This is a genomic window from Arthrobacter sp. AFG20, assembly GCF_002892795.1.
Taxonomy (GTDB): domain Bacteria; phylum Actinomycetota; class Actinomycetes; order Actinomycetales; family Micrococcaceae; genus Arthrobacter.
Genome location: NZ_PJMC01000009.1, coordinates 26,247 through 50,481 on the forward strand (window position 1 = coordinate 26,247; position 24,235 = coordinate 50,481).

The 24,235-nt window shown below is 65.8% G+C and carries 24 protein-coding genes; 13 read left to right on the forward strand and 11 right to left on the reverse strand.

The features are described from left to right. Positions 1-65 precede the first annotated feature (65 nt). Positions 66-404 (forward strand): hypothetical protein, encoded by a 339-nt coding sequence (locus CXZ05_RS12055; RefSeq protein WP_102972842.1) that lies wholly within the window; start codon positions 66-68, stop codon positions 402-404. A gap of 227 nt (positions 405-631) precedes the next feature. After that, positions 632-2,863: a 4-alpha-glucanotransferase gene (gene malQ, locus CXZ05_RS12060; protein ID WP_219726550.1), complete on the forward strand. Its 2,232-nt coding sequence runs from the start codon at positions 632-634 to the stop codon at positions 2,861-2,863. 24 nt (positions 2,864-2,887) lie between these two features. Here the strand turns inward: malQ and CXZ05_RS12065 are convergent, their stop codons facing one another. Next, positions 2,888-5,734 carry an alpha-amylase family glycosyl hydrolase gene (locus CXZ05_RS12065; RefSeq protein WP_102972843.1) on the reverse strand — a complete coding sequence of 949 codons (2,847 nt, stop codon included), beginning with the start codon at positions 5,732-5,734 and terminating at the stop codon, positions 2,888-2,890. 159 nt (positions 5,735-5,893) lie between these two features. Beyond that, complete coding sequence (locus tag CXZ05_RS12070; protein WP_102972844.1) at positions 5,894-6,937, reverse strand: beta-propeller fold lactonase family protein; 1,044 nt, start codon at positions 6,935-6,937, stop codon at positions 5,894-5,896. Between the two features lie 211 nt (positions 6,938-7,148). Here CXZ05_RS12070 and CXZ05_RS12075 point away from each other — a divergent pair, with 211 nt between their 5' ends. Next, positions 7,149-7,970 (forward strand): putative protein N(5)-glutamine methyltransferase, encoded by an 822-nt coding sequence (locus tag CXZ05_RS12075; RefSeq protein ID WP_102972845.1) that lies wholly within the window; start codon positions 7,149-7,151, stop codon positions 7,968-7,970. 407 nt (positions 7,971-8,377) lie between these two features. Here CXZ05_RS12075 and CXZ05_RS12080 read toward each other — a convergent pair whose 3' ends face one another. The 3 genes from CXZ05_RS12080 to CXZ05_RS12090 form a co-directional block, all read right to left on the reverse strand. Next, positions 8,378-8,860, reverse strand: a complete 483-nt coding sequence (locus CXZ05_RS12080; protein WP_102972846.1) for a hypothetical protein — start codon at positions 8,858-8,860, stop codon at positions 8,378-8,380. A 112-nt stretch (positions 8,861-8,972) separates the two neighbouring features. After that, positions 8,973-9,236 (reverse strand): GlsB/YeaQ/YmgE family stress response membrane protein, encoded by a 264-nt coding sequence (locus CXZ05_RS12085; RefSeq protein WP_102972847.1) that lies wholly within the window; start codon positions 9,234-9,236, stop codon positions 8,973-8,975. Between the two features lie 147 nt (positions 9,237-9,383). After that, positions 9,384-10,214 carry an aldo/keto reductase gene (locus tag CXZ05_RS12090; protein ID WP_102972848.1) on the reverse strand — a complete coding sequence of 277 codons (831 nt, stop codon included), beginning with the start codon at positions 10,212-10,214 and terminating at the stop codon, positions 9,384-9,386. 154 nt (positions 10,215-10,368) lie between these two features. On the opposite strand from CXZ05_RS12090, the gene CXZ05_RS12095 reads away from it, so the two are divergent. The 3 genes from CXZ05_RS12095 (at position 10,369) to CXZ05_RS12105 (ending at position 11,808) form a co-directional block, all read left to right on the forward strand. Beyond that, a complete protein-coding gene (locus CXZ05_RS12095) occupies positions 10,369-11,085 on the forward strand; it encodes a CDP-alcohol phosphatidyltransferase family protein (RefSeq protein ID WP_258006556.1) in 717 nt (238 codons plus the stop codon). A gap of 138 nt (positions 11,086-11,223) precedes the next feature. Then, positions 11,224-11,451 carry a hypothetical protein gene (locus CXZ05_RS12100; protein WP_102972850.1) on the forward strand — a complete coding sequence of 76 codons (228 nt, stop codon included), beginning with the start codon at positions 11,224-11,226 and terminating at the stop codon, positions 11,449-11,451. A 165-nt stretch (positions 11,452-11,616) separates the two neighbouring features. Further along, a complete protein-coding gene (locus tag CXZ05_RS12105) occupies positions 11,617-11,808 on the forward strand; it encodes a hypothetical protein (protein WP_102972851.1) in 192 nt (63 codons plus the stop codon). A gap of 84 nt (positions 11,809-11,892) precedes the next feature. Here the strand turns inward: CXZ05_RS12105 and CXZ05_RS12110 are convergent, their stop codons facing one another. Both CXZ05_RS12110 and CXZ05_RS12115 read right to left on the reverse strand, forming a co-directional pair. Next, the gene (locus CXZ05_RS12110) at positions 11,893-12,105 is read right to left on the reverse strand and encodes a dodecin (RefSeq protein WP_102972852.1); all 213 of its coding nucleotides are present in this window, start codon (positions 12,103-12,105) and stop codon (positions 11,893-11,895) included. Between the two features lie 75 nt (positions 12,106-12,180). Further along, entirely contained in the window at positions 12,181-12,882 is a 702-nt protein-coding gene (locus CXZ05_RS12115) for a FadR/GntR family transcriptional regulator (protein WP_102972853.1), read from the reverse strand. A 156-nt stretch (positions 12,883-13,038) separates the two neighbouring features. Here CXZ05_RS12115 and CXZ05_RS12120 point away from each other — a divergent pair, with 156 nt between their 5' ends. The 3 genes from CXZ05_RS12120 to CXZ05_RS12130 are packed head-to-tail and all read left to right on the forward strand — an operon-like array spanning position 13,039 to position 16,313. Next, the gene (locus CXZ05_RS12120; RefSeq protein WP_102972854.1) at positions 13,039-14,514 is read left to right on the forward strand and encodes a four-carbon acid sugar kinase family protein; all 1,476 of its coding nucleotides are present in this window, start codon (positions 13,039-13,041) and stop codon (positions 14,512-14,514) included. A 21-nt stretch (positions 14,515-14,535) separates the two neighbouring features. After that, positions 14,536-15,444 (forward strand): NAD(P)-dependent oxidoreductase, encoded by a 909-nt coding sequence (locus CXZ05_RS12125; RefSeq protein ID WP_102972855.1) that lies wholly within the window; start codon positions 14,536-14,538, stop codon positions 15,442-15,444. Next, positions 15,444-16,313: a class II fructose-bisphosphate aldolase gene (locus CXZ05_RS12130; RefSeq protein ID WP_102972856.1), complete on the forward strand. Its 870-nt coding sequence runs from the start codon at positions 15,444-15,446 to the stop codon at positions 16,311-16,313. Before CXZ05_RS12125 ends, CXZ05_RS12130 begins: the two co-directional genes overlap by 1 nt. Positions 16,314-16,404: 91 nt before the next feature. Here the strand turns inward: CXZ05_RS12130 and CXZ05_RS12135 are convergent, their stop codons facing one another. From CXZ05_RS12135 to CXZ05_RS12145, 3 genes are all read right to left on the reverse strand, one after another. Continuing rightward, positions 16,405-16,911 carry a DUF3237 domain-containing protein gene (locus tag CXZ05_RS12135; protein WP_258006557.1) on the reverse strand — a complete coding sequence of 169 codons (507 nt, stop codon included), beginning with the start codon at positions 16,909-16,911 and terminating at the stop codon, positions 16,405-16,407. Beyond that, a complete protein-coding gene (locus CXZ05_RS12140; RefSeq protein WP_102972857.1) occupies positions 16,908-18,653 on the reverse strand; it encodes a CocE/NonD family hydrolase in 1,746 nt (581 codons plus the stop codon). The genes CXZ05_RS12135 and CXZ05_RS12140 overlap by 4 nt, the downstream gene beginning before the upstream one ends. Before the next feature lie 105 nt (positions 18,654-18,758). Further along, on the reverse strand, positions 18,759-20,144 hold the full coding sequence (locus tag CXZ05_RS12145) for an MFS transporter (protein ID WP_102972858.1): 1,386 nt from the start codon (positions 20,142-20,144) through the stop codon (positions 18,759-18,761). A 182-nt stretch (positions 20,145-20,326) separates the two neighbouring features. On the opposite strand from CXZ05_RS12145, the gene CXZ05_RS12150 reads away from it, so the two are divergent. The 4 genes from CXZ05_RS12150 to CXZ05_RS12165 all read left to right on the forward strand — a co-directional run bounded on the left by CXZ05_RS12150 (position 20,327) and on the right by CXZ05_RS12165 (position 23,568). Further along, a complete protein-coding gene (locus CXZ05_RS12150) occupies positions 20,327-21,256 on the forward strand; it encodes a PaaX family transcriptional regulator C-terminal domain-containing protein (protein ID WP_102972859.1) in 930 nt (309 codons plus the stop codon). Between the two features lie 153 nt (positions 21,257-21,409). After that, complete coding sequence (locus CXZ05_RS12155) at positions 21,410-22,723, forward strand: acyltransferase (RefSeq protein WP_258006558.1); 1,314 nt, start codon at positions 21,410-21,412, stop codon at positions 22,721-22,723. Beyond that, positions 22,720-23,073 carry a GNAT family N-acetyltransferase gene (locus CXZ05_RS12160; RefSeq protein ID WP_102972860.1) on the forward strand — a complete coding sequence of 118 codons (354 nt, stop codon included), beginning with the start codon at positions 22,720-22,722 and terminating at the stop codon, positions 23,071-23,073. The genes CXZ05_RS12155 and CXZ05_RS12160 overlap by 4 nt, the downstream gene beginning before the upstream one ends. Positions 23,074-23,256: 183 nt before the next feature. Further along, positions 23,257-23,568, forward strand: a complete 312-nt coding sequence (locus tag CXZ05_RS12165; RefSeq protein WP_102972861.1) for a hypothetical protein — start codon at positions 23,257-23,259, stop codon at positions 23,566-23,568. Between the two features lie 38 nt (positions 23,569-23,606). On the opposite strand, the gene CXZ05_RS12170 is transcribed toward CXZ05_RS12165, so the two are convergent. Further along, positions 23,607-24,089 (reverse strand): DUF3329 domain-containing protein, encoded by a 483-nt coding sequence (locus tag CXZ05_RS12170; RefSeq protein WP_102972862.1) that lies wholly within the window; start codon positions 24,087-24,089, stop codon positions 23,607-23,609. Between the last annotated feature and the right edge of the window lie 146 nt (positions 24,090-24,235).

A 24,235-nucleotide genomic window follows, 5' to 3' on the forward strand; every position in this document is an offset into this window, starting at 1 on the left:
CGCAGGAGCCTAGGGCAGCCTTCGGCCCTCAGAGGTACTTGGGGCACCGTTGCTAGGGTGGGATCATGAAACGCAGCCACCTCGCCATGACCATGCTTCCTTTTGTTGTCCTGCTGGCGGGCTGCGCCCAGGCCGGGGAAGCAGCGCAGAATGCGGCGAGTTCGGCGGTCTCCCAGGCTGCGAACGCGGCCGCCGAGCAGGTGAAGGGACAGATCTGCACCATCATCGAGGACGGCCTGGTCAGCGCCTCGGACAAGGCGGCGCTCGCGGGCCTTGTGGCCGGCGCCGAGGCCGCTGGCGTGCCCGCCGAAATCACCGGGCCCCTCAATGCGATCGCGCAGGCCGGCGACCAGGTTCCCGGCGATTCTGTCCGCGAGCTTCAGAAGGCCTGCGCTGCCGCTTGAGGCGTGGCCGGGTTGAGGCTTTGCCGCGGGCTGAGCGGCGGTAACGACACGGCACCCCGCGAGGCTGATCCCGAGTAAGCCCCACGACACCCACCAGGCCCTCTGCCCGGGACCGCCAACGTAGCCTGCAATAATCGGAACCAGCAGTTGCGGGGGCGCTAGAAGTGGCCGGCCGCGACGGGCAGCAGCGTTAGTTTCGGGCCGATTACAGCAGACGAGGCGGATATATGAAGGCTCCCAGCCAGCAGCACGCGACTTCCCCTGAAACCTCCTCCCCTGAGCCCTCGCCACCCGAAGCGCCGGCGGGCAACGGAACACCGGTAACCAACACCGCGGTCAGTCCCGAGCTGCTGCGGTGGTTGGCGGAGGCGTACGGCGTTGGCACGTCCTACCAGGGGTGGGACGGGCAGCCGCATGACGTAGCGGCCGGCACCCTCGTCCGTGTCCTGGCGGCGCTGGGAGTCGATGCCCGCACCGACCAGCTGATCGAGCACGAACTGGCCGAGGCGGAACTGGCACCCTGGCGCCGGATGCTACCGCCCGCCGTCGTAATTCAGGAAGGCACGCCGGGGCAGGTGAGCGTCCATGTTCCGCACGGTTCGCCCGTCCGGATGTGGGCTGTCACCGAGGACGGGCGCGAGTTGGAGGCCGTCCAGGAGGACGTTTGGGTGGAACCCCGCGAGGTGGACGGCATTCTGACCGGCCGGGCCACCTTCGCCGTTCCTCAGAACACGGGCCTGGGGTGGCACACCCTGCGTGCCGAGGCGGCCGGAGTGGCTGCAGAGGCCACGCTGGTCGTGACTCCCGCCAGGCTGTCCACGGCGGCCGACCTTGAGCAGCGCCGGGGCTGGGGGCTGGCGACGCAGCTTTACTCCGTCCGTTCCAAGCGGTCGTGGGGTGTGGGCGATTTTGCCGACCTGGCCGAGCTCGCAGCGGTGGCCGGAGCGCGGGGCGCTGACTACATTCTGGTGAATCCGCTGCACGCGGCCGATCCCGTGCCTCCCCTGGAGCCGTCCCCGTACTCACCGTCGACCCGACGCTTCTTCAACCCGCTGTACCTGCGGATCGAGGCCATTCCGGAACTGGCGTACCTGAAGCCGAAGAAGCAGTCCCTCGTCCAGAGCCTCATGAAGCAGGCGCGGAAGCTGAACAAGGATGCCATCAGGCTTGACCGGGACAAGGTCTACTCGGCCAAGCTGGCCGCGCTGGAGCTGGTTTTTGGCGTCCGCCGGTCGCCGTCGCGGCAGCTCGCGTTTGAGGACTACTGCCGCCGGGCCGGCGCCGGCCTGGATGACTTCGCCCTCTGGTGCGCGATCCGTGAGGATCTCGACGCCGATGATCCGTTCTGGGCCGACCCAACGGCTGCGCTCGGCTCGCCGTTGGCGGAGAAGCTGCGGGGCGAGCTGGCCGAACGGATTGAGTTCCACCGCTGGCTGCAGTGGCTCTGCGACGAGCAGCTGGAATCCGCGCAGCAGGCAGCGCGCAACGCCGGCATGCGCCTGGGCGTGGTGAACGACCTTGCCGTCGGCGTGGACCTGCAGAGCTCCGATGCCTGGACGCTGCACGGCGTCCTCGCCCCCGGCGTCAGCGTCGGCGCACCGCCGGACATGTACAACCAGCTGGGGCAGGACTGGCACCAGCCGCCATGGCACCCCACCCGCCTCGCCGAGGCCGGCTACAAGCCGTTCCGGGAGATGCTCGCGACGGTGCTCCGGCATTCGGGCGGCATCCGGGTGGACCACATCCTCGGCTTCTTCCGGCTCTGGTGGGTGCCGGCAGGGAACTCGCCGGTGGACGGCGCCTACGTCCGTTTCGACCACGACGCCATGATCGGCATCCTCGCCCTGGAGGCGCACCGTGCCGGCGCTGTGGTGATCGGCGAGGACCTGGGCACCTTCGAGCCGTGGGTCCGTGATTACCTCGCGGCGCGGGGCATCCTGGGCACCTCGATCCTGTGGTTTGAGAACGACGGCGACGACCCGCTGCCGCCCGAAGAGTACCGGCTGCAGGCCCTTTCCAGCGTGAACACCCACGACCTGCCGCCCACCGCCGGCTACCTTGCCGGCGACCACGTGACATTGCGGAACGCGCTGGGGCTGCTGGAGCGTTCTGCGGAGGAGGAGCGCCTGGAGCACAATGCCAAGCTGGAGAAGATGATGGACCTGCTCCGGCAGCGCGGCCTCCTTTCGGCCAGCGACGCCGGCTCAGAACAGGAACGGATCGAGGCGCTGCACCGACTGCTCGCGCAGACCCCGTCCGTCCTTCTCGGGGTGGCCCTCGTGGACGCGGTCGGTGAACGCAGGGTGCAGAATCAGCCCGGAACGACCTCGGCCCAGTACCCCAACTGGCAGGTGCCCCTGGCCAACTCCGACGGCGACTCCGTGCTGATCGACAGCCTTGAGGCTGACGACAGGTTCAACTCCCTGCTCGCTGCGGTCGAGGAGGCCATGCGGGCCTGAGCCTGAGCCGCCCTGCGGGGCGGCCTAGCCGGCCGTGATGACGTGCGTGCTGTGGCTGTACCGGAAGGTGAGCGGGCCGCCGTCGTGATTCAGCACGATATTGGACCCGTTCGGCGCGCCGTCCTGGCCGTAGTTCTCATCCCAGGAGCCGTTGATGGCCGCCTTGAATTCGTACTGCCCGGCCGGAAGGTCTGCCGTGAGTTTCCACTGGCGGTCGGCCGGATCAAAGGCCATGAACGCCGCCTCGCACGCCGGCTGCCAGTCATCCGGGCAGCCCATCTCGCTGTTCAGGCTTCCCGCCACAGTGACCGAGTCGGGCTGCGGCACGGCGCCCACCGCGACCGTCCGGACATTACTCACCACGTTCGATCCGTCCAGCCTTGCCCGGTACCGCACCTCGGTGCCGTCGGCGAGGCCCAGGGCGGCCAGGTCGTCCATCACCGTGTACGCCGGGGACGAATCATCGCCGGCACCGATGGCTGTCCACGCCCCGCCCGCGACGCTGCGCTCAAACCGCACCACGTGGCTGGCCTTCTCCGGGTCCACTGTGGCACCCACTTCCACGTTCCCCTGGACGGTGCTGCCCTCGGCCGGCTGCTGGATGGTCAGCACCGGGTCCGGTACCACAGCGGACCGGGAGGCGCTGACAGACGTGCGGCCGGCGTTGTTCAGGACGACGGCACGGTACTCCACGGCAGTGCCGGCATTCAGCCCCGAAACGTCGTGGAAGACCCGGTAGGGTGCGGTGTCATCGGTGCCCACGCGCCCCCACTTGCCGCCCGGCGTCCTGGCCTCAAAGGTGACCTCGTAGAACGAGTTGCCGTCGACGTCGGCCGTCACCTGGATGCGGCCGTTATCCCCGGCGGACGTGGCGGTAGCGGCAGCCGAAACTGGAGCCTGCAGCGCGACGGCGGGCGCTGTCTTCTCGCGGGGGATCCGGCCTGAGGACTGGTAAACGACGGCGGAAAGCGGCGGTACCGTGACGGTCAACTTGCCGTCGGTTGAGGTCCTGGAGTTTCCGGCGGCGTCGCCGTAGATGAGGCTGTAATTGCGTTTGGCGATGTAGGTGGGAACAGCGGCGGTCTGCGGTTCCTCGCTGTTGTTCAGTGCCACCACGTACTCGCGCTGGTCCTTGGCGTCGGTGCGCGAAAACGCGTAGATGCCGGGGCCGTCCGAAGCGTACCGGTGCTGGTGGGCGCCGTCGCGCAGGGCGGGGTGCTCCTTGGTCAGCTCCGCAAGTTCGCGGATCTTGGCGTAGAGGGGATGCCCGGTGGTGAAGTTGTCGGTGGCGTGGGTGGCGTCCGTGCCGAGCAGGTCGTCGTCGAGATAGTCGGGCACTTTGCTGGCGAACAGGGTCTGGCGGGCGTCCTGGTCCCCGCCGGGCCCGGTGAAGCCCTGCTCGTCGCCGTAGTAGACCACCGGGTTTCCGCGGGAAAAGTACATGAGTTCGTGGGCGAGTTCGTCGCGGGCCACGCGTTCGGCGTCGTCCGCGTCCGGGTTGTCGGTGCTGATGAAGCTGCCGATCCGGCCCATGTCGTGGTTCCCCAGGAAGGTGGGCAGTTGGTAGACGTTGGAATCCGCATCCGTGTACCAGTCGTCAGCGGCGAAGAAGGTTTCCAGCTGTTTCGCGTTCTGGCTTTTAGAGGCGAAATTGCGTGCCGCATCCTGGAACGGGAAGTCGAGGACCGCCTGCATCCTGTTGCGGGTAGTGAACTGGCTCGTGTTGCTCTTGGAGGTGTCGAAGACCTCGCCGAACATGAAGAACTCGTCCTTGCCGTGCTCCTTGGCGTAGGCGAGGACGTCCGGCCCGAACTGCTGCCAGAATTCGTCATTGACGTGCTTCATCGTGTCGATGCGGAACCCGTCCACGCCGAAGTCCCGGATCCAGGTCTCGTAGATGTCCGTCATGCCGGCCACGACCGTCGGGTGTTCGGTGAACAGGTCGTCAAGGCCGAAGAAATCACCATAGAAGGAGTTCTCGCCGGTGAAGGTGGTGTCGCCGCGGTTGTGGTACAGCGTCGGGTCATTGAGCCAGGCCGGAACCTTGAGGTTCTGTTCCGCCGGATCAAGCACCGGCGTGTACGGGAAGGAGGTCCCGGCGTCGAGCTTCGGGAAGTCCGCGCGGCCGGCGAAGTCCCGGTCATCGAAGGCAACGCCTGAGGCGGTGCGGTACGGCTCCTTGTCCTTGGAGACGTAGCCGGTGCGGGCGCCCTCCTTGTAGCCGATCACGTCCGCGGTGTGGTTGGTGATGATGTCGAAGTACACCTTCATGCCGCGCGAGTGCGCCTCGTCGATCAGCGCTTTCAGCTCGCCGTTGGTACCCAGGTGCGGATCGATCTGGGTGAAGTCCGTGACCCAGTAGCCGTGGTATCCGGCGGAATTGTCTTCGGGCTGGACCGCCTTGTTCTTGAAGCTCGGTGTCAGCCAGATCGCCGTGGTCCCGAGCCCCCGGATGTAGTCGATCTTGTCCAACAGGCCGTTCAGGTCTCCGCCGTTGTAGAAGCCCTTGCGGGCGGGGTCGAAGCCGGAGACCATCGGATCCGGTCCCAGGCCGCCCTGGTCGTTGCCGGTGTCGCCATTGCTGAATCTGTCCGCCATGACGAAGTAGAAGTTTTCGCCGGTTACGGGAGTGCGGAGCGAATGGGCCGCTGTTCCCGGTTTGGTGCCCGACGGCGGACCCGGAGTTTTGGTGGCGGCTGCGGCTTGGGCGGGTGTTTGGGTGGGCAGGGCTGCTGTGGTTGGCATGGCGTGCGCGGGTACGGCCGACGCAGCCAGCAGGACGGCTGTGCCCGCTGCCGCCAGAGTTGTTCGGGCGAACTTGGTGGGAACGCCGGCGCGGCGCGGGGAATGCAGGCGAGGGACGGTGAGCATGTTGGACCTTCCGCGAAGCAACGCTGCTTGTCCGGGCGGGGATGCCCGGAATCCGTTAGGATGCCGACGCACCAAGGCAAGCTCATCCACCTGCCACAGCTCCTGTGATGAAGCCGTATTGGAAATGACTAATCTTGTATTGGTTTTGTCGATTGCCGTTTAGCTTGCCACAATCAGGGCCGTGGGGGAACCCGCAACGAGGCGGTCAGTGGGGCCGTGCGGAAGGCCGGTCTGGGGGTCCAGGCGGAAGGTGGTGATGTCGTGGGAGCGCTCGTGGGCTACGTGAAGCGATTCGCCGTGGACCAGGTGGTGACGGGGCCAGTCGCCGCCACTGGAGAAATCGCGGACCGGGCTAAGCAGGCTGCCCTCTGCCGACGGCGTCACCTCCAAGACGCTGATCCGGTTGGATCCCCGTACGCCTACATAGGCGAACCGCCCGTCCGCCGACAAGGCGATTTCGGCCGCAGAGTCACCGTCCTTGGCGCCGTCGGAGGTGGCGGGACCCTGGCCGGCCAGTTCGAACTTTCCTGATGACGAGGCGGCCCGGGCCGCAAAGACCTCGATGGAATACTCGGAGACCACGAAAACCGTTCCGTCGGAGTGCTGCACCAGGTGGCGGGGACCGCTGTCCTTCGGTAGCACCACCTCGTGGTCCAGCGCCAGACCGGTCGCGGGTACGTGGTTCCACACCCGGAGGAGGTCGTGGCCGAGGTCTGTGGTCATGATGCGGCCGTCTGCGAGTACCAGGCTGGCGTGGGCCCGGCTGGGGCGATCGTCCCGGTGCGGATCGCTGGATGGTGCCGCCGGAAGGCGGCGGGCGATGCCGCCGTCGTCCGCCAGTTCGTACAGCAACACCTGGCCGTCGCCCCAGCAGGCAACGATCAGGAACCTGCCCTGCGGATCGACGGTGACGTGGCAGGCCGCTTCGCCTGCCGGCCAGGGCTCGCCGACGGCTTCGAGGCCGAACTCTCCCCGCCGCCGGTATGCCTGAACGGTTTTGGCGTTCTCTCCGACGGCGTAAACCACTGGCAGTTGCCGGTGCACGGCAACGAACGACGGCGAGTCCGCCTTTGCCGCCGTACCTCGCCATGTGAGCGTCCCATCAGCGTTGGCCGATACGGCCCCGACCCCTGCCCCGTGGCCGCCGCTGTCCGCGGTGTACGAGCCGGTCCAGATGAGCGTGGGGGCTTCGCTGTGCGTCATTGTCCCATCCTGCCAATAATTGCCGATTGGGTGTCGGATAACATGGATTTTTGCAGAGCCAGTTCCAGGACTGGGAACGTTTGAAACTACGGGAGGTGAGAACAATTCACGCAATTCCAGCTTGGGTTCTTCCTGCCCGCCGCCGTACGGACCAACAAGGTTAGTCGGACATATGCACGGAGCGCCCATCATTCAGCCGAAGGACGCATCCATGCCTGTTCAATCATTGCTCTCCCGCTCCACCGTCGTCGGCAGGCTGCGCGCCGCCGGCTGTGTTTTTGCCGAAGATGAAGCGGACCTCCTCCTTTCCGCTGGCCTCACCCCCAACGAGCTGACTAACGCCGTGCAGCGGCGGGTCGAGGGGTTTCCGCTCGAGCATATTCTCGGCTGGGCAGAGTTTTGCAGTCTGCGGATCCGGGTCGGGGCCGGAGTATTTGTGCCGCGGCGCCGGACGGAACTGCTGGTCCGCGAGGCAGCTGCACTTCTAGGTGCCGCGGGGGTAGGGTCCGCGGAGAGATCGCCATCGACCGCGCCAGTTGTTGTTGACCTGTGCTGCGGCTCCGGAGCCGTAGGCGCCGCGTTGGCGGCACTGGTCCCGGGGATTGAGGTGCACGCTTCCGACGTCGACCCTGCCGCGGTGCGCTATGCCCGCCTCAACGTCCTGCCCGTGGGCGGTATGGTCCATGAGGGTGACCTGTACGCCGCGCTGCCTGCCCGGCTTCAAAGCATCGTTGACATTCTGGTGGTCAACGCGCCGTATGTACCCACTGCTTCCATCAGCAGCATGCCTCATGAGGCACGAGTTCACGAGCCACGGGCGTCGCTCGACGGAGGACCCGACGGCCTCGACATCCAGCGTCGAGTGATCGCGGAAGCGTCGGCCTGGCTTAAGCAGGGAGGGCACCTTCTTATCGAAACGAGCAGGCTGCAGGCTCCGCATACAGCCGCGGCCATGGTGAGTGCGGGCATGAGTCCTCGAATCTCCACGTCAGCCGAACTGGACGCGACAGCGGTGATTGGGAAGCTGCTCTAGGCCGCGAAGCGGTTGTAACTCGGGGAGGGGTGGAACAGTACCGCCACCATGGCAGGCCCCCGGTTGGACGCTGTACAGCAGGGGGGCCGCCTTCAGATTAGGCGTCGCCAGCACTGGGGACGCCAGCCCGGACCCAAACTTGTTGCCGGCATCGAAGCCGGCGGCAGCACCGCCGTCGGACGAAGATGTGTCCGCAACGGCGGCGCCGGATCCGGCAGAAGCCGGTCGCCCGGAAGCGGGGACGCTACCAAGCAGGGCAGCACGCAGGCCGGGCACTGCTGCCCGGCCTGGCATACCGTCCGCGCCTTCCCCGATGGCTTCCATAGGAAGACATTGTCAGAGGGCTCTGACATTTTTGGTTCTTACCCACACCGCCCAGGATGCAGGCTCAAGCGGTCAACCTGAAGCTACCGCTTGTCCGGATTGACATTCGTGGGAGCCCCGGCGGGAGTCGCTCCGCCTTCGTCGGACCAGTCCTGGCCGGTGCTGTCGTTGAGTGCCGGATCGGATTCAACATCGGAGGTTCCAAGGTTTACCGTTTCCGGGTGCGTGCTGTGGGCGGGCACGTGCCCGCTGTCTGCCGATGTGCCCGCTGCTGACGCAGTGCCGGCAGAAGCGGTGCCAGCGTCACCCGGCCTCGGCGCATCCCGGTGCATGGCCGAGCCGAGCACGGTTCCTGCCCGGCGCGCCGCTTCAGCCAGTTGGTCACCAACTTCTGGAGCCTTTTCCTTGACGGCTTCGGTTGCTGCCGTGACCTTGTCCTGGACCGGCTTGCTGTCCCAGATACCTGCGGCGCGTGCTTTGAGCTTGTCGTACGCTGCCCGGCCGGACCTGGATCCGAGCACATAGCCTGCAGCGATTCCGGCGCCGAAGAGAAGTTTGGATTTCATGGTGATCTCCTGCTCTTGAGGGGGATCTGTACGATTTGGTTCGGCCCGTAGGGCCTGGGGTAGGAAACCGGCCCCGGGAGGTTTCCCGGAGCCGGTTCCGGCGCTGCCCTGTCTAGCGGGCCGAGCGCTTGGTAATCATGCCGTAAACCAGCAGCACAATAAGTGCGCCTCCGATCGCCAGCAGCCAGGTGGACAGCGAGAAGAACTCGTTGATACCGACGTTAAAGAGCGCGCTGCCGATGAAGCCGCCGAGAATTGCGCCAACTACACCAAGCAGAAGCGTGATGAAAATGCCGCCGCCCTGCCGGCCGGGGAGGATGGCCTTAGCAATGGCTCCAGCAATGAGGCCAAGAATCAGAAATGCGAAAAAACCCATCTTTTATCGTTCCTTCTTCATCTAGAGGAGTTACCCGGATTGCCGGGTACGCTTCGTCCTTCTGCTCAATACTAATCATGCTTACTATTTGTTTGCCAGTCGCTATCCGGTGGAGGGCTGCCGGCAGTGCAGGACGGGGGCCGGGCGCTAGTGGCCCTGGACGTCGGAATTTACCCCCGACTCCGGGCCTTCGTCGAGGGTGCTTATGGCAGTCAGGTCCTCCTCATCCAGGGCGAAGCCGAAGACGTCGATGTTCTCCTTCATCCGCTGGGGATCGGAGGACTTGGGGATGGCCACCAACCCCTGCTGTACGTGCCAGCGCAACACCACCTGGCTCACCGTTTTGCCGTGTTTGCCGGCGATTCGCGTTAGGACGGGCGCCGACAGCAGCCCGGAGCCCGCACCTAGCGGGCTGTACGATTCTGTGGCGATCCCGTGCCGCTCGTTGTAGGCGCAGTCCGCGGAGCGGTTTACCGAGGGGTTGAGCTGAATCTGGTTGACGGCCGGCACCACGTCGGTCTCCCACATGAGCTGTTCAAGATGAGCGGGCTTGAAGTTCGATACGCCGATCGACCGGACTTTCCCTTCGCCCTGCAGCCGTTCAAAGGTCTTCCAGGTGGAGATGAATTCTCCGCGGCGGGGGAGCGGCCAGTGGATCAGCAGCAAGTCCACATAGTCCAGGTTGAGCCGCTTCAGCGAGCCCTCGAGGCCTGCCACAGCCAGATCCCCACCCTGGAATTCGCCGTCCAGCTTGGTGGTGATGAAAAACTCCGTCCGGTCCAAGCCGCTGTCACGGATCCCGGATCCGACGCCGGCCTCGTTCCCGTAGCGCACGGCGGTATCGATATGCCGGTACCCGGCTTCAGCAGCCCGTACGACGGCGTCACTGACCTCCCGGTCGTTCAGCGGCCAGGTGCCCAGGCCGATCTGAGGTATCCGGTTGCCGTCATTCAGCGTGATGACTGGTGCTTGTGCCATGCGGAAGAGTCTTTCCTATCGGGGGCAGTTTGCCCAGACCCCGGTGCTTCCTCGGGCTATCTTCCGAGGTCAGCCGGGAAATGCTCGTGGACCTCCTGTTGTTACGATGAGCGCAAGGAGGCATATGCAGGTCTTGCTCGCTAGGCGTGCTCTGGTGGACGTAGCCGTTGCCATGGCTGGTTTCGTTGTGTCCGGCAGCTGGATCCTGACCGCTGCAGGTGCTGAAGTGGCGTACTTCCTTGCCGCCATGGGTGCCGGACTGGCGGTGGTAGGAAATGCCGCAGCCTCTGTCCTCAGCCGCAAGCCCATGCTGACGACGGCCGCGGACCGCGTTACCCTGATTCGCGCTGTGTTGATTTCGTGTTGCGCGGGGATAACGGTTCCCGCGTTGTTCGGCGGAACCGGCCCCGGCCTGCCGGTGGTGGTGCTGGGTGCGGCGGCTTTCGTTCTTGACGCAGTGGACGGGGCCGTTGCGCGGCGATTTGCCTGCGAGAGCCCGGCGGGAGGCCGGCTGGATGTCCAGACCGATGCGGCGCTGGTCCTTGTACTGTCATGCGCGGCTGTACCCATCGTTGGTCCCTGGGTCCTGGCCATCGGACTCATGTGGTACGCCTTCGTAGCCGCCGGATGGTTCCGGCCGGAACTGAAGCGAACGCTGCCTGTTAAGAGGACGCGCAAGGTTATTGGTGCCTACCAGCCCTGCGCCTTGCTGCTGGCACTCACGCCGGGGGTGCCCGGTGGAATCAGTGCTGCTGCCGTTGTCCTGGCGCTTGTTGCGTTGCTGGCTTCGTTCGGCCGGGACGTCGTCGAACTGGAGCACGGCCACCGGAAGTGGACCGGCCGGCACTCCAGTACCGAACTGGTGAACTGACAGCGTCGGCTGAACTGACTCTTCCGCCACTTCTCGCAGGGCTTGGTTGCTCTGGACTAACCGCGGCCCCGCTGGTAATCCTTGGAGTGGCCCGGCAGGAGAATATCCTGGCCCTTCCAACAGCTAAGGATCCAGACCATGAGCGAAACGCCCGCAGATCCGGAGCAGAACCCGACTGACCAGAACGAGGACCAGGGCCAGCCCAAGGACGCTTCGCCCGAGGGCTTCCCCTTCGACCCCAACCAGGATCCGCCCCCGGAGGAACCCGCAGTTCCCCACCAGGACAACCCCGGACCGCCCACCGGCCCGGACGGCGAACCCGACGAGCCGGCTCTGGAGGATCCACAGCGTCCGCCCGCTCGGTAGCACCTGCTGACCCTAATGCCCAGCTCGCTCCGGGGGCCGGTCTGTGCTGATGCCCAGCCGGAGCTCGCAATTCTATTCATTCGCCCATTGGGCCGGTGTGGTGCGTTTCATAGCCTTGGGGGAGGAACTTTGACCAGCCCTCCGACCCAAGGATGACATTCAACGATGAAACGCATCGCACTGCTTCGGGAACGCCAGACACCCGCCGCTTCGACCGGAACCCACTGCCCGGCGTCGGGCATGTGGGCCCCTGCCGACTCGCCGGACGAGGCGCACGCCTTCTTTGAGGGACAGGTATTTCCCTCGTTCCACGGGACTCCCACCGTGTGGCACCGGAGAGCTGCCAGCCAGGATTAAGCAAGTAATGCGGCGCCGGCTGAACCTCAGCCGGCGCCGCATTACTGGTTCCGCTATCGCCCGGTCAGTTCCGCTACCCCTCAGTCAGTCCCGCTCCAGGCGGAACCCGAGCTTGAGGGTAACCTGCCAGTCCGCCACCTGGCCGTTCTCGAGGTGGCCGCGGACCTCCTTGACTTCGAACCAGTCCAGGTTGCGCAGCGTCTTCGCCGCGTCGGAAATGCCGTTGCGGACGGCCGCGTCGACGCCTTCGGTCGAGGTTCCGACAATTTCAGAAATGCTGTAGGTGTTATTAGACAACTTCGCTCCTCGTGATCGCCATCGATACCCGGCTGCGGGCCGTTCCTGCAGAGTATCGGACGCGGCGCCCCGGGACTAGGCTTCCAGCACGTAGCTTCTGAGGTCGCTAAGGGTCTGCTGCATGTGGGCGTCCATGGCATTGCGGGCCTGCTGCGGGTCGCGGGCGGCGAGTGCCTCGTAAATTTTCTGGTGGTGCCCGATCGCGTGCTCCTGGATGTCCGGCACCTTGGAAGTTTCGGTCCGCCCCTGCTCGAGGACGCGGTGCAGTGGTTCGAAGAGGACTGCCACAAAGACGTTCTCGGACGCTTGCAGTATCTGGTCGTGGAAAGCCAGGTCGGCGGCAACGAAGCTCACCACGTCATTGCCATGGTGTGCCTTCCGCATGTCCGCCACGCAGTCCCGAAGGCTATCAAGCTCGGTGTCGGTAATGCGCTGGGCTGCCAGCTCGCAGGCGCCAGTTTCCAGCATCCGGCGCAATTCAATCAGCTGAACCGCGGCGGCCGGCCCGTTCTGCCCCTCGGAAGCGGCCCGCAGCACAGCCTCGAGCGACGACCAGCGGTTCAACGGGTTCACGAACGTGCCGCGGCCCCGTTCCACGCTAAGGATGCGTTGCGCCTCCAAGGTCTTCATCGCCTCCCGCACCGTCATGCGGCTGACGTCATGCCGTGCACTGAGTTCAAGTTCTCCCGGCACGCTGCTGCCCGGGGGGAATTCTCCGGAGATAATGCGGTCAAGGAGTTCGTCGGCGACGACGCCCACCAATGATTTGCGTGCCATTTCTTCCGTTCAGCGTGTGGGCCTCTACGGCCGGAGATATCTGGACAAAGTGTACTTGCGTACGTGCTGTGCCTTATGCCACACTAGCATCAAACGACAGATGTCTGACATCTGACAAACTATCGTCCCCGCAGTTTCGACACAACGGAGTGCACAGTGCCCCTCGAATCCGACGTCCTGGCCGCCTTTCCAGCCGAGCTCCAGATCCCTGCCCGGCAGGTGGCCGACGCTGTTGCGGCCACGGCGGCCAGGTCCCCGCGCGTCCTCGTGGTGCTCGACGACGATCCCACCGGCACGCAGTCGGTGGCGGATCTTCCTGTGCTCACCCGCTGGGAAGTCGAGGACTTCCAGTGGGCTCTCCATCAGGGTAAGCCCGCAGTGTACGTGCTGACGAACACCCGCAGCCTCGACCCTGCAGAAGCGGCTGAACGCAACGAAGAGGTGGTGCGCAACGCCCTCGCCGCTGCCCGCAACAGTGAAGGTGAAGTAAAGCTCGGCTTCGTGAGCCGCAGCGACTCGACCCTCCGCGGACACTTCCCCCTGGAACCGGACGTCATTGCCGCGACGGTGGCGGCCGAAAGCGGCGACTCAACGGACGGCGTCGTGATGGTTCCGGCATTTCCCGACGCCGGCCGCGTCACCATTGGCGGTGTGCACTACACGCGCGGACCGGAGGCCGGCCACCTGACCCCGGTTGCGGAGACCGAATTCGCCAGGGACGCCACCTTCGGCTTCGTCAATTCCGAGATGGCCAGGTACGTGGAAGAGAAGTCGCAGGGCCGGTTTGCCGCAGACTCCGTGATTGTGTTGGACCTGAACATTATCCGCGCCGGTTCCGCTACCGGGCAGGCCGAGGTGTCGGCCAAGGCGATCGCTGACGCGATCGAGCCGGCCACCCAGTCCACGCCCATCGTGGTGGACATCGTCACGGAAAACGACATGCGAGCCCTGGCCCTGGGGCTGGAGGAGGCCGAGCGCCGCGGCAAGAAGCTGCTCTATCGGGTGGGCCCGCCGTTCATGCGCGCGCGGATCGGTCAAGACATCAGGCCTGAACTCAGCGGCGAGGAAGCGTACGCGGGCAACACCCCGTCCGAGGCCGGTGGCCTGATCGTCGTCGGCTCCCATGTGGGCGTGACCACCCGGCAGCTTAAGGTGCTCACGGACCGGCACAGCAGTGCGCGCATTGTGGAAATCGACGTCGAAAAGCTCCTCGGTGACGAGGCGGCCGCCTACCTCGACCAGACCGTGGACGCCGTTGTGGAGGCACTGCGGAGCGGCGACGTCATCGTCCACACGAGCCGACTGCTCATCAAGACCGACGACCCGGCCGAAAGCCTGCGGATCGCGCGTACCGTGTCCGCCGCCGTCGTCGCCGTGGTGAACCGGACGCTGAAAACCTTCCCGCCTCGGTTTGTCATCGCCAAGGGCGGCATCACGTCCTCGGATGTTGCCGCGCACGGGCTGGAGATCCGGCATGCGATCGTCCGCGGGCCCATGCTGCCGGGCATCGTGAGCCTGTGGGAACCGGTCGACGGCCCGGCCAAGGGCATCCCGTACATCGTTTTTGCCGGCAATGTCGGTGATGACGAGTCGCTCGCCCAGGTCACCAGCAAGCTCAGCAACACTTTCTAAACATTTCAACGGAGAAACAAAATGACCTCGAATTACACAGTCACCGTCCTCGGACTCGGTGCCATGGGACTGCCCATGGCCACCCGCCTCGCCAGCCAGCTGACCGTCCACGGCTTCGACATCGCCGAGCCGCGCCTGCGCCTCGCCGAGGAATCCGGCGTGAAAACCTTCGCTTCCGCCCGGGACGCAGCCCGGGACGCCGACGCCCTGCTGCTCGCCGTGCGCAACAGTGAACAGCTCGACGACGTCCTGTTCGGCGGGAACGGCGTCGCCTCGGTGCTGAAGCCGGGCGCCGTCGTCATCCTGACCAGCACCGTGGGCACGGAGGCCATCCCGTCCACCGTCGCCCGCCTGGCCGAGTTCGGCGTCGGGCTCGTGGACGCCCCTCTGTCCGGCGGCCCGAAGCGTGCGGGTGAAGGCGACCTGCTCATCGTCGTCGGAGCAGAACCCGCAGCGCGGGAATCAGCCCGGCCGGTTCTGGAGCTGCTCGCCTCCACGCTGACCGTCGTCGGCGACAAGCCCGGTGACGGGCAGGCGCTGAAGACCGTCAACCAGCTGCTGTGCGGTATCCACATCGCAGCCGCCGCTGAAGCTATGGCGCTGGCCGATGCCCTTGGCCTTGACCAGGCAAAGACTCTGGCCGCCCTCGAGGCCGGCGCTGCGGGCTCCTTCATGCTGTCCAACCGCGGCCCGCGCATCCTGGAGGCCTACACCGCGGAGGGTGCCGAGGTGCTCAGCCGCCTGGACATCTTCGTCAAGGACATGGGTATCGTGGGCAAGGCCACGCGCAGTGCTGGCCTGGCGACCCCCGTTGCCGCCGCCGCCGAGCAGCTGTACCTGCTGGGCCAGGCCCACGGGCTCGCCGCAGCGGACGACTCCGCCGTCATCAAGGTGGTCGCCCCCACCAAGCGCACCGCCGGGGAAGGCTGATGCGGGCACAGCTCGACGAGCTGGTGGTCTCCGCCCTCAAACGGGGGTCGGCCGTGCCGGCGTTCACCTGCTACGACTTCACCACGGCCCTGGCTGTGGTGAGCGCCGCGGAGGAAGCAAAGCGCGGGGTCATCCTGCTGGTGGCGCCCAAGACTGCCGGCACAGCCAATGGACTCCGGCTCATCTCCGCGCTCCGGGGCCTGGCCGACGCCGCATCCGTGCCGGTGGCCGTGCAGCTCGACCACGCCTCCGACCTTGAGGTCATCTCGGCCGCCGTCGCGTCCGGTGCGGACTCCGTCCTGGCGGACGGTTCGGCGCTTCCCTATGAAGAGAACATCGCCTTGGTGAATGCAGTGCGCTCCGCGCTGGAGGCGGAGGGCCATGCCGGCGTGGTCCTGGAAGCTGAACTCGGCGGCCTGGCCGGCGACGAGGACAAGGCCTTCGGCGCCGAGGGTGGTGGGGCCGGCAATGAGGTTGCCGGCCTCACCGACTCCGCCCGGGTGGAGGACTTCGTGGCACGGACAGGCGCGCAGCTGCTCGCCGTGGCCGTGGGCAACGTCCACGGCAAGTACAAGGGCGAGCCGCGGTTGCGCTGGGATGTCCTGCAGGATATTGCCGTGCGGACGCACATCCCGCTGGTGCTCCATGGCGCTTCCGGCATTCCGGCGGACGAACTGGCCAAGGCCCCGGCCATGAACGTGGGCAAGGTCAACTTCAACACCGAACTCCGCACCGGTGTCCTCGCCACGCTCGAGGAGCAGATTCCCGCGCACCGGGCCGACGGCGAGAACCTGCAGGGGCTGCTGGCCCGCTGGAACGCCGCCGCCAAGGACTTCAGTACCGGCACGTTCGCGACTCTTAGCCGCTGAGGTGGAGTTTTTGTCCACGTATCGCGAGTTCGGGAGCCTTTAGGGGCCGATACGTGGACAAAAACTCCAAGCCGTTACATGCAGGACTCGCTCAGTCGATCAGGAAGACGCGGATTACCACGCGGTCCGGATGACGTTCGCCGGTCCCGACGGCAAGCCGTGTATTGAGCCAGTCCCATTCCGGCGCGGCCGCGGTGAGGCGCGGCCAACAGCGAAAATAGATGCTGGCTGCGTCAACGGCCTCGCCGCGGTTGAGTCGCTCGATGTCCTGGGCGCTCCCGTGGCGCAGCGCTGAGTTGTGCACGAAGATGCGGTCTCCGTCCCCGGTTTCCAGGACGTAGCGCGCGTCCAGCTCCGTCAGTGTCGGGGTATGGAGAAGCTGGTAGTCGGCGCCGCCCGGCAGGACCCGCCCATTCAGGGTCGGGCCGCTCACTGTGCCGCCCGTGATGGGGATGACCCGTCGGTGGCCTTCCGGGGTGGGTCCGACGTCGATCGCGTCCCCGACGGCGACAGAGAGTTCGGCAAGGAAGGTCAGCCCCGGGGCTTCCGGTGTCTCCTGGGTGCCCTGTGCTTTCTGGGCATCCACCGGTGCGGTCACAGAATGCCTGCCGTCAGCCGGCTCGGATGATCATGGCCGAAGAGGATGGTTTGCCGGGCAACCATGGTCTCGGCGGAATCGTAGGCCAGCCTGCCGGTGTTGAGGTTCCGGTCCCAGCGCGGATGGCAGCTGGAGGTGACCTGGACGCGCAGTCTGTCCCCGGGACTGAAGGTATAGGCGGTCTGCCAGAGGCTGACCGTGTATTCGTAGGCCCTGCCGGGCTCGATCAGCGACGGCTCTTGACCCGGCTGGAACAGGCCGGTGCCGGCATGGCTGTCCCGCCAGGAGGCCCGCACAATTCCGTCGGCAAGGTTCAGTGAGGTTCCGTCGGGAGACACCCGGCACAGCCTCACCACAAAATCAGTATCGACGGCGGTGGAAGCGGCGAAGAACGTGGCGCTGACTTCGCCGAACACCGTAACCGGCTCGTCGAACTCCTCCGTCGTGAAGGTGAGGACGTCGGCCCGGGCCTCCACGGCGTGCTGCTTTGCCGGCCCGGCGGGAAACGCCCCGTGGATCATGGTGGCCCCGCCTACCGTGGGCACGGGATCCAGGGGATCGTAGTCGTACTCCACGGAACCGCTGGACGCGGGCGCGTTCAGGAGGGATCCTTCTGCACCCAGGAACCAATTGCGGTGGCTGCCAGGTGAGGGCATCTCCTCAAAGCCGCGCCACTGGTTCTCGCCCATGAAGTACAGCAGGACGGCGGGGATATGGCCGATGTGTTCCGGCTGGTCCTTGAGCACGGCATCGAACCATGCCCTCTGGAGCCCGGAAAGATCACCGAGGCCGTTCATCACGGCCGCTGCGGCGTTCAGGCCGAAGTTCACATCGGCATAGCCACCGGTGAAATTCGTGTGCGTCCACGGACCCATGATGAGTCGGGGCACAGGCGCGGCGCCAGTCCGGCTGTGCTCGAGCTGCATGGCGTATTGCGAGAGCGTGCTGGGGGAGAAGATGTCGAACCAGCCGCCGATGTGCAGGGTGGGCAGAGGTACCGGCTTTGCGGAAGTGTCGTCCCACAAGTGGGTGAAGCTGTTGCCCGGAGTTTCACCGGCAGACGGGAGGATATGGCGGTTCATGAAGGTGCCAAGCCTGGGTGAGAGGTCGCGCAGGGGGAGGACGTTGAAGGCGGTGCCGTCTGAAAAGGACCGGTCCAGGTCCAGCCAGGACTGGAATTCCTTGCCCTGCCGTTCAGGGTCGTCCGCAAATTCCCGGGCCAGCTCGTTGGCCGATGCGGAGGCGTGGCCCCAACTGAAGCGGCAGCCGAGTTCCACGGCGCCGCCACGGTACAGCGAACCGTTGTTGGCGTTGGCACCGGCCGAGATGCCCGGTGCAAGGGCGGCAAGGCCGGCAGGGGCCAGGGATGCGGCCCGCCACTGGGTTTCGGCGAAGTACGAACGGCCCCACATCCCGACGGACCCGTTGGAGTACGGCAGCCGTGCTGCCCACTCGACAGTCGCGGCGCCGTCGGACGCTTCATGGACTGACGGGTCAAATTCCCCGTCGGAGCCAAAGCGTCCGCGGCAGTCCTGCATGATCACCACGTAGCCGGCCGCCGCAACGGTGGTGGGGTTGAAGTAGGCGGAATTGACGGCGAGATCGCGCCCGTAGGGTGTCCTGGTGAGCAGGACCGGACAGGGCTCCCCGTCCGCAGGGCGATAGACCGTGGAACGCAGGACCGTGCCATCGGGCAGCAGGGTTTCGACGTCTTGTTCGATCAGTACGGGGCGGGCTGGCACGGAAGTGTTCCTCACTGTGGTTTGGTATGGCAATGCAGGAGAAGAGTGGCCGGGCGGGTGTCCGGCCACTCCCTTTCTGCCCCGGGATGGATCCCGGGATGGGATCTAGGCGTTGGCGGATGCTTTGGTTCCGGTTGCCTTGGTTCCAAGGTCTTCGGTGGATACGTTGTAGGTTTCCTTGACCCAGATGGCGGTCACGGCCGCCGAGGCAAGGCAGCACGCTGCGGTGAACGCGGCCACGGGAATCCAGCCGGTGGGGCCGGGCTGCACGATGGCGGCCGCGATGGCCGGTGCGAAGCCGGTGACAACGAGGCCCAGCTGCGAGGCTGTGGCGGCTCCGGAGTAGCGGATCTTCGTGGGGAACATTTCAGCCGTCATGGCAGGACCGAGCGGGTTGACCATGCCATACCCCACGGTCATGAAGAGGATGCCGCTCGCAAAGATCAGTGGCACCGACGTGGTGCTGATGGACCAGAAGAAGGCAAACGCCGCGGCGGCGCAGATCAGGTTTCCGGTGATGAAGACCGGCTTGCGTCCGATTCTGTCCGCGAGGATGCCGGCGGAGGGCTGGGCGATGACCGCCAGGCCTGCCGTGAGGATGGTGACCCCCAACATGGCCGGTGCCGGGATGCCGAACTTGCTGGTGGCGTAGGCCAGGCCAAATGCGGCGAAAACCGACGACACCACGCTCCAGAGCCCGAAAAAGATGACCTTGATGATGGTCGTCCAGTGGTCGCGGAGAACCACCTTGATGGGAAGCTCGGTTTCGGTTTCGGCTTCCTTCGCGGCCTCGAACACCTCGGATTCCGGAAGGCGCATGCGGATGTAAAGTCCGACGCCGACCACCAGGATGCTGGCGAGGAACGGCAGGCGCCAGCCCCAGCTGAGCAGGTCTTCCTGGGGCAACATCGAAACGGCAAGGAACGCCAGGGAAGCAAGCATGATCCCGGCAGCCGCGCCGGTGTTGACCCAGCTGCTGTAGAAAGCCCGCTTGTTGCTGGGGGCGTGTTCCATGGTCATGGTGACAGCGCCAACGGATTCACCGGCGGCGGAGGCTCCCTGCAGAGCCCTGAGGACCACAAGCAGGATGGGGGCTGCGGCGCCGATGGCAGCGGTGGGCGGCAGGCAGCCGATGAGGAAGGTGGCCACGCCCATCACCACGAGCGTCAGCACCAGCATCTGGCGGCGCCCGATGCGGTCACCGTAGTGCCCGATCACGCTGGCAGCCAGCGGGCGAACAACGTAGCCGATGCCGATGGTGGCCATGGACAGGATGGTGCCCAGGGCAGGGTCGATCCCCGGGAAGAAGATCTTGTTGAAGATCAGCGCGGACGCTGAACCGTAGATGAAGAAGTCGTAGTACTCAAGGGTGCTGCCGATGAAACTGGCAACGGCGGCACGGCGCGCGTGCTTGGTTCCATGGTGGGTGGGGCGGACCTGTTCCGCGGACGGCGTCAACGGCGTCGGCGGATCGATGGGACCAGCGGTCATTGCGGATCTCCTAGTGAGGCAGGAAGGAAAACTGGGGGTGGCTCGCATGCTGAGCAGGGCGACGGGGTCGGCTGTGGCCTCCGTCACGATCTGAATCAATGTTATGCACTCCGGCGCACGCTCGTCAATATAAGTGCATGATTAATATTCCGGCGGGTCTCGGCTGGCATGATGGAGGCGTGATGAGCGAACCCCAGATTGCCGGCCCCGGCATGGATCCGGACATGGCCATCGATTTTCCGCGGCCGCTGAAGGGGCCCTCGAGTCAGCATCAGCTGGTGACTTTGCTGGTTGACTACTGGTTCACTAGCGACGCATGGCTGCCGTCCCGGCTCATTGCCGCCTTGGCAGCGGATCTCGGCATCACCGCCTCCGCCACGGCCACGGCGCTGAGCCGGCTGGCTTCCCGGGGCGTTCTGGAGCAGTCGAGCGCAGGGCGCACGTCGCGTTACCGCATCACCGAAGGTGCGCGAAAGCGCGTTCGTGGCGGGCTGGAGCAGGTTTCGGTGTTCGGTGAGGAGTCCCGACACTGGGACGGCAGTTGGACGGTGATCGCCTTTTCCGTCCCCGAAGCGTCACGCGACGTCCGTGAGCTATTCCGGTCGCGGCTGCGGTGGCGCGGATTCGCGCCACTGTTCGGAGCCGTGTGGGTCTCGCCGCGGGACCATTCGGAAGAACTGGAGCGTACCTGCAAGGCTTTCGGCGTCGACGACTACGCCATTTTCCGGACGGCCGATTCCAGTCTCCGCGGCAAGCGGCTCATCGATGCCTGGTCGCCGCAGGAGTTCCGGGAACAGTATCAGCCCTTCATTGACAGGTTCGGGCCATGGCTCGAGCGTCTCAACGCCGGGACCGTAACCCCAGCCGAGGCCTTGAGGGTGAGGACAGAACTGATGGATGCCTGGCGGGCCTTCCCGTGGAGCGACCCCGACCTTCCTGCCGAACTGCTGCCTGCGGCGTGGCCTCGGACCGAAGCGCGCGAAATCCTGGTCCGCCTGTATGAGGGCCTGGCGCCGGCCGCACTCGCCTACGTCGAGGAGGCCGTGGCAAGCGAAGCCCCGGAGCTGGCAGGCTCGGCCAGGGTGATGCCTGTGCGCTCCGGCAGTTACTGAGCGCCTCCGCCCGCGTTTTTGCACACGTATCGTGACTTCGGAGGCCTTTAGGGGCCGATACGTGGACAAAAACTCCAAGCCGCCACATGAGGGCCAAGTTGGCGCACAATGGAAACTACAACGACGTAAGCGAGTTCCAGTGGTGGGGGCGCCATGAAGAATTCCACGGAGCCTGCAGCGGGGACGGACATTGCCGGGCCCGCCCGGGACCTGGCCATCGATTTCGCGCGCTTTGTCTGCCTCGCCCTCGTGGTGGTGGGGCACTGCATGATGACCAGTCCAGTGCTGCATCCCGACGGCACTGTGACCACGGAAAACACCCTGGCGGAGCAGGACTGGTTCGAGCCGGTCATCTGGATCTTCATGGTGATGCCGCTGTTCTTTGTGGCCGGCGGCATTACCGGGGCGCAGTCCTGGCGGCGCATGCAGGCGCGCGGCGGCAGCGGCTTTGAGTTCGTCCAGTCCCGGCTGCTGCGCCTGGTCCGCCCGGCGGCAGCCCTGCTGGCAGTCATGTTCGTCGGCCTGTCAGGGGCGCTGCTGGCCGGCGTGGACCCGCAGGTGGTGCAGCTGCTGGCCAGCGGGGCCGGCATGCCGCTGTGGTTCCTCGCGGCCTATTTGGCGGCCCAATTGAACATTCCGCTCCTGGTGGGGCTGCACCGGCGTGCCCCGTGGCTGACTCTGCTGGGCCTGGTGGCGCTGGTGGTGACGGTTGACTGCTTCCGCGGGGCTTTCCCGACGCTCGCCTACATCAACATGGTTTTCGTATGGTGCGCCGCGCAGCAACTCGGGTTCTTTATGGCGGACGGCTGGCTGGACCGGTGGAGCAGGTCGCAGCTGGCGGGGCTTATCGCCGCGAGCAACCTGCTGATGGTCGTCCTGGTAATGCTGGGCCTGTACCGGGACAACATGCTGGTGAACCTGAACCCGCCCAACCTCAGCCTGTTCCTGCTGGGTATCTCGCAGACGGCGGTGCTGCAGCTTTCCCGGCCGTTGCTGAACGCACTCGCCGAAGTGCGCTGGATCCGCGCCGTGATGGCCGTTGCCGGCCGGCACGCCATGACGGTCTATCTTTGGCACCTGCCGTTGCTGGCCGCCATGACCGGGCTGCTCCTGCTGACCGACTTTCCCAAGCCCGCCTCGGGCAGCGCGGAATGGTGGTGGTCGCGCCCGCTGGTTTTTGTAGGGGTGGTCCTCCTCCTGCTGCCGGCGGTCCTCCTGTTCGGGCGGCTTGAGGAACGGCCGACGCCGGCCATGCACTCGCGCGGCCGGGCACCGGCCGCCGTGGTGACCGCCGTCGTCGTCGTTTTTGTCCCGATGGCTGACGCCGCCGTCAACGGCCTGACGCTGGGACTCCTTGGCGGAGGTGCCGCCTGCTTTGCGATGGCGGTGCTGCTGCTGGGGCGCGTTCCCGCCCGCGGCACTCCACCATTGCCAGCACAGCCATTAAGTGCCAATGTCGAACCATGACGGAGAACACGGCAGCCACCGAGGACCATTTCACCGCGGACGTCACCACCTTCCGCAACGATGCGCTCCACCGCTACGAACTGCACGTGGGCGGGAAGCTGGCGGTGGAAGTCAGGTTCGAAGACAAGCCTGGGCACGTGGACTTCATCCACACCCAGACGTCCGAGCAGTTCCAGGGCCACGGCCTGGCCAAGGTGCTCATCCACTTTGCCCTCGACGATGTTGTGGCGTCGGGTAAACGGATCATTCCGCATTGCCCGTTTACAGCCCGCTACCTGCGCAAACACGAGATATACACGCAGTGCATCGACTGGCCCGAGGCGGCCGCGCCCAAGCTGCTGGGCACCTGAAGCGCCCCCACGCCGTAGGGTCCCCATGTGCCGTGAACCGCGGTACTTGTGACCGCGCGGACATTTCCGTACGATCGGGCAGGGCTATGCAGTTGGCCTTCAGGCTCTCTATTTTGGGGATCTCTTTGAACAACGACTGCGTGTATCGGGGCGATGACTGACGCCGCGATGAATGAAGAAGCTATGCCTGAAGACGTAGCCGCCGGTCCCATGGCGGACGAGGAACTGTGCCGTCTTCTGGACGGATGCCTGAACGAGGCCGTGGACCCGGCTGCAGCCTTCGCGCCGCTGCCGGATGCGGAATTAGCCCGGCTGGCGGACGGGCTGTACCGGCATTTGGACACGCCCAGCCCTGCTTTCGGCGCGCGCTTCTGGTACGTCCAGGTCACCGAGGAGCTCCGGCTGCGCCACCTTGGCTCGTCCCACTCGGCCACCATTGTTCCAGGCGCCACTGCTCCGGCCGGCCCCGTGGCAAGTGAGGTCCCCGCCGGGTAGGTGCGGGTGCTTAAGGGTCCGGTCGCGCTGGGTGGGAATTACGACGGCGGGGACTGCTTTGCGCCGGTCCGTTGCCAATGCGTCCGTTGCCATTGCCACGCGTGCCAGAAAAGCAGGCCCAGGGCTCCGACGAGCCCGGCGAAAAGTATCTGCGGCGCGAACGTGATCCACATGTAGCTGACGGGCATGACCTGCGGCTCGGTGCCTGAATTCAGTGATTCCTGCGCGAGCGTGAAGACTCCGAACGGCGACACCAGCAGGATCGCCACGAGAACCCACAGCGCCGCGATGAAGGGGTTCACGGCCAGGCGGCTCCGTTGCCCGAACTCCGCCGCCTCGTAGGCTCCAGCGCCCGGTTGTACCGGCCCGAAGCCCGGCTTTGCAAATTCTTGCCTGCCCTCGCCCGCCAGTGAAGGGGCCAGGCGGCCGTCGCCGGCAGGCCTCATGCGCCCGTATCCGGTGGGATTTCCCTGCGGATCGACTTCCCGAAAATTTATCGGATCATGCTCACTGCCGGACATGCCCCCTGCTTCCTGCTGCGGTCGGCGCCTCGTGCCAGAAACTCTACCCCGCCCGAACCGCCGTGAAATTACATCACGGAAGTTTGACTAAAAGGTTCACCTAAGTAAGGCTGTCCTTGCTTGGTGCCGTTGCTGGTGCCGGGTGC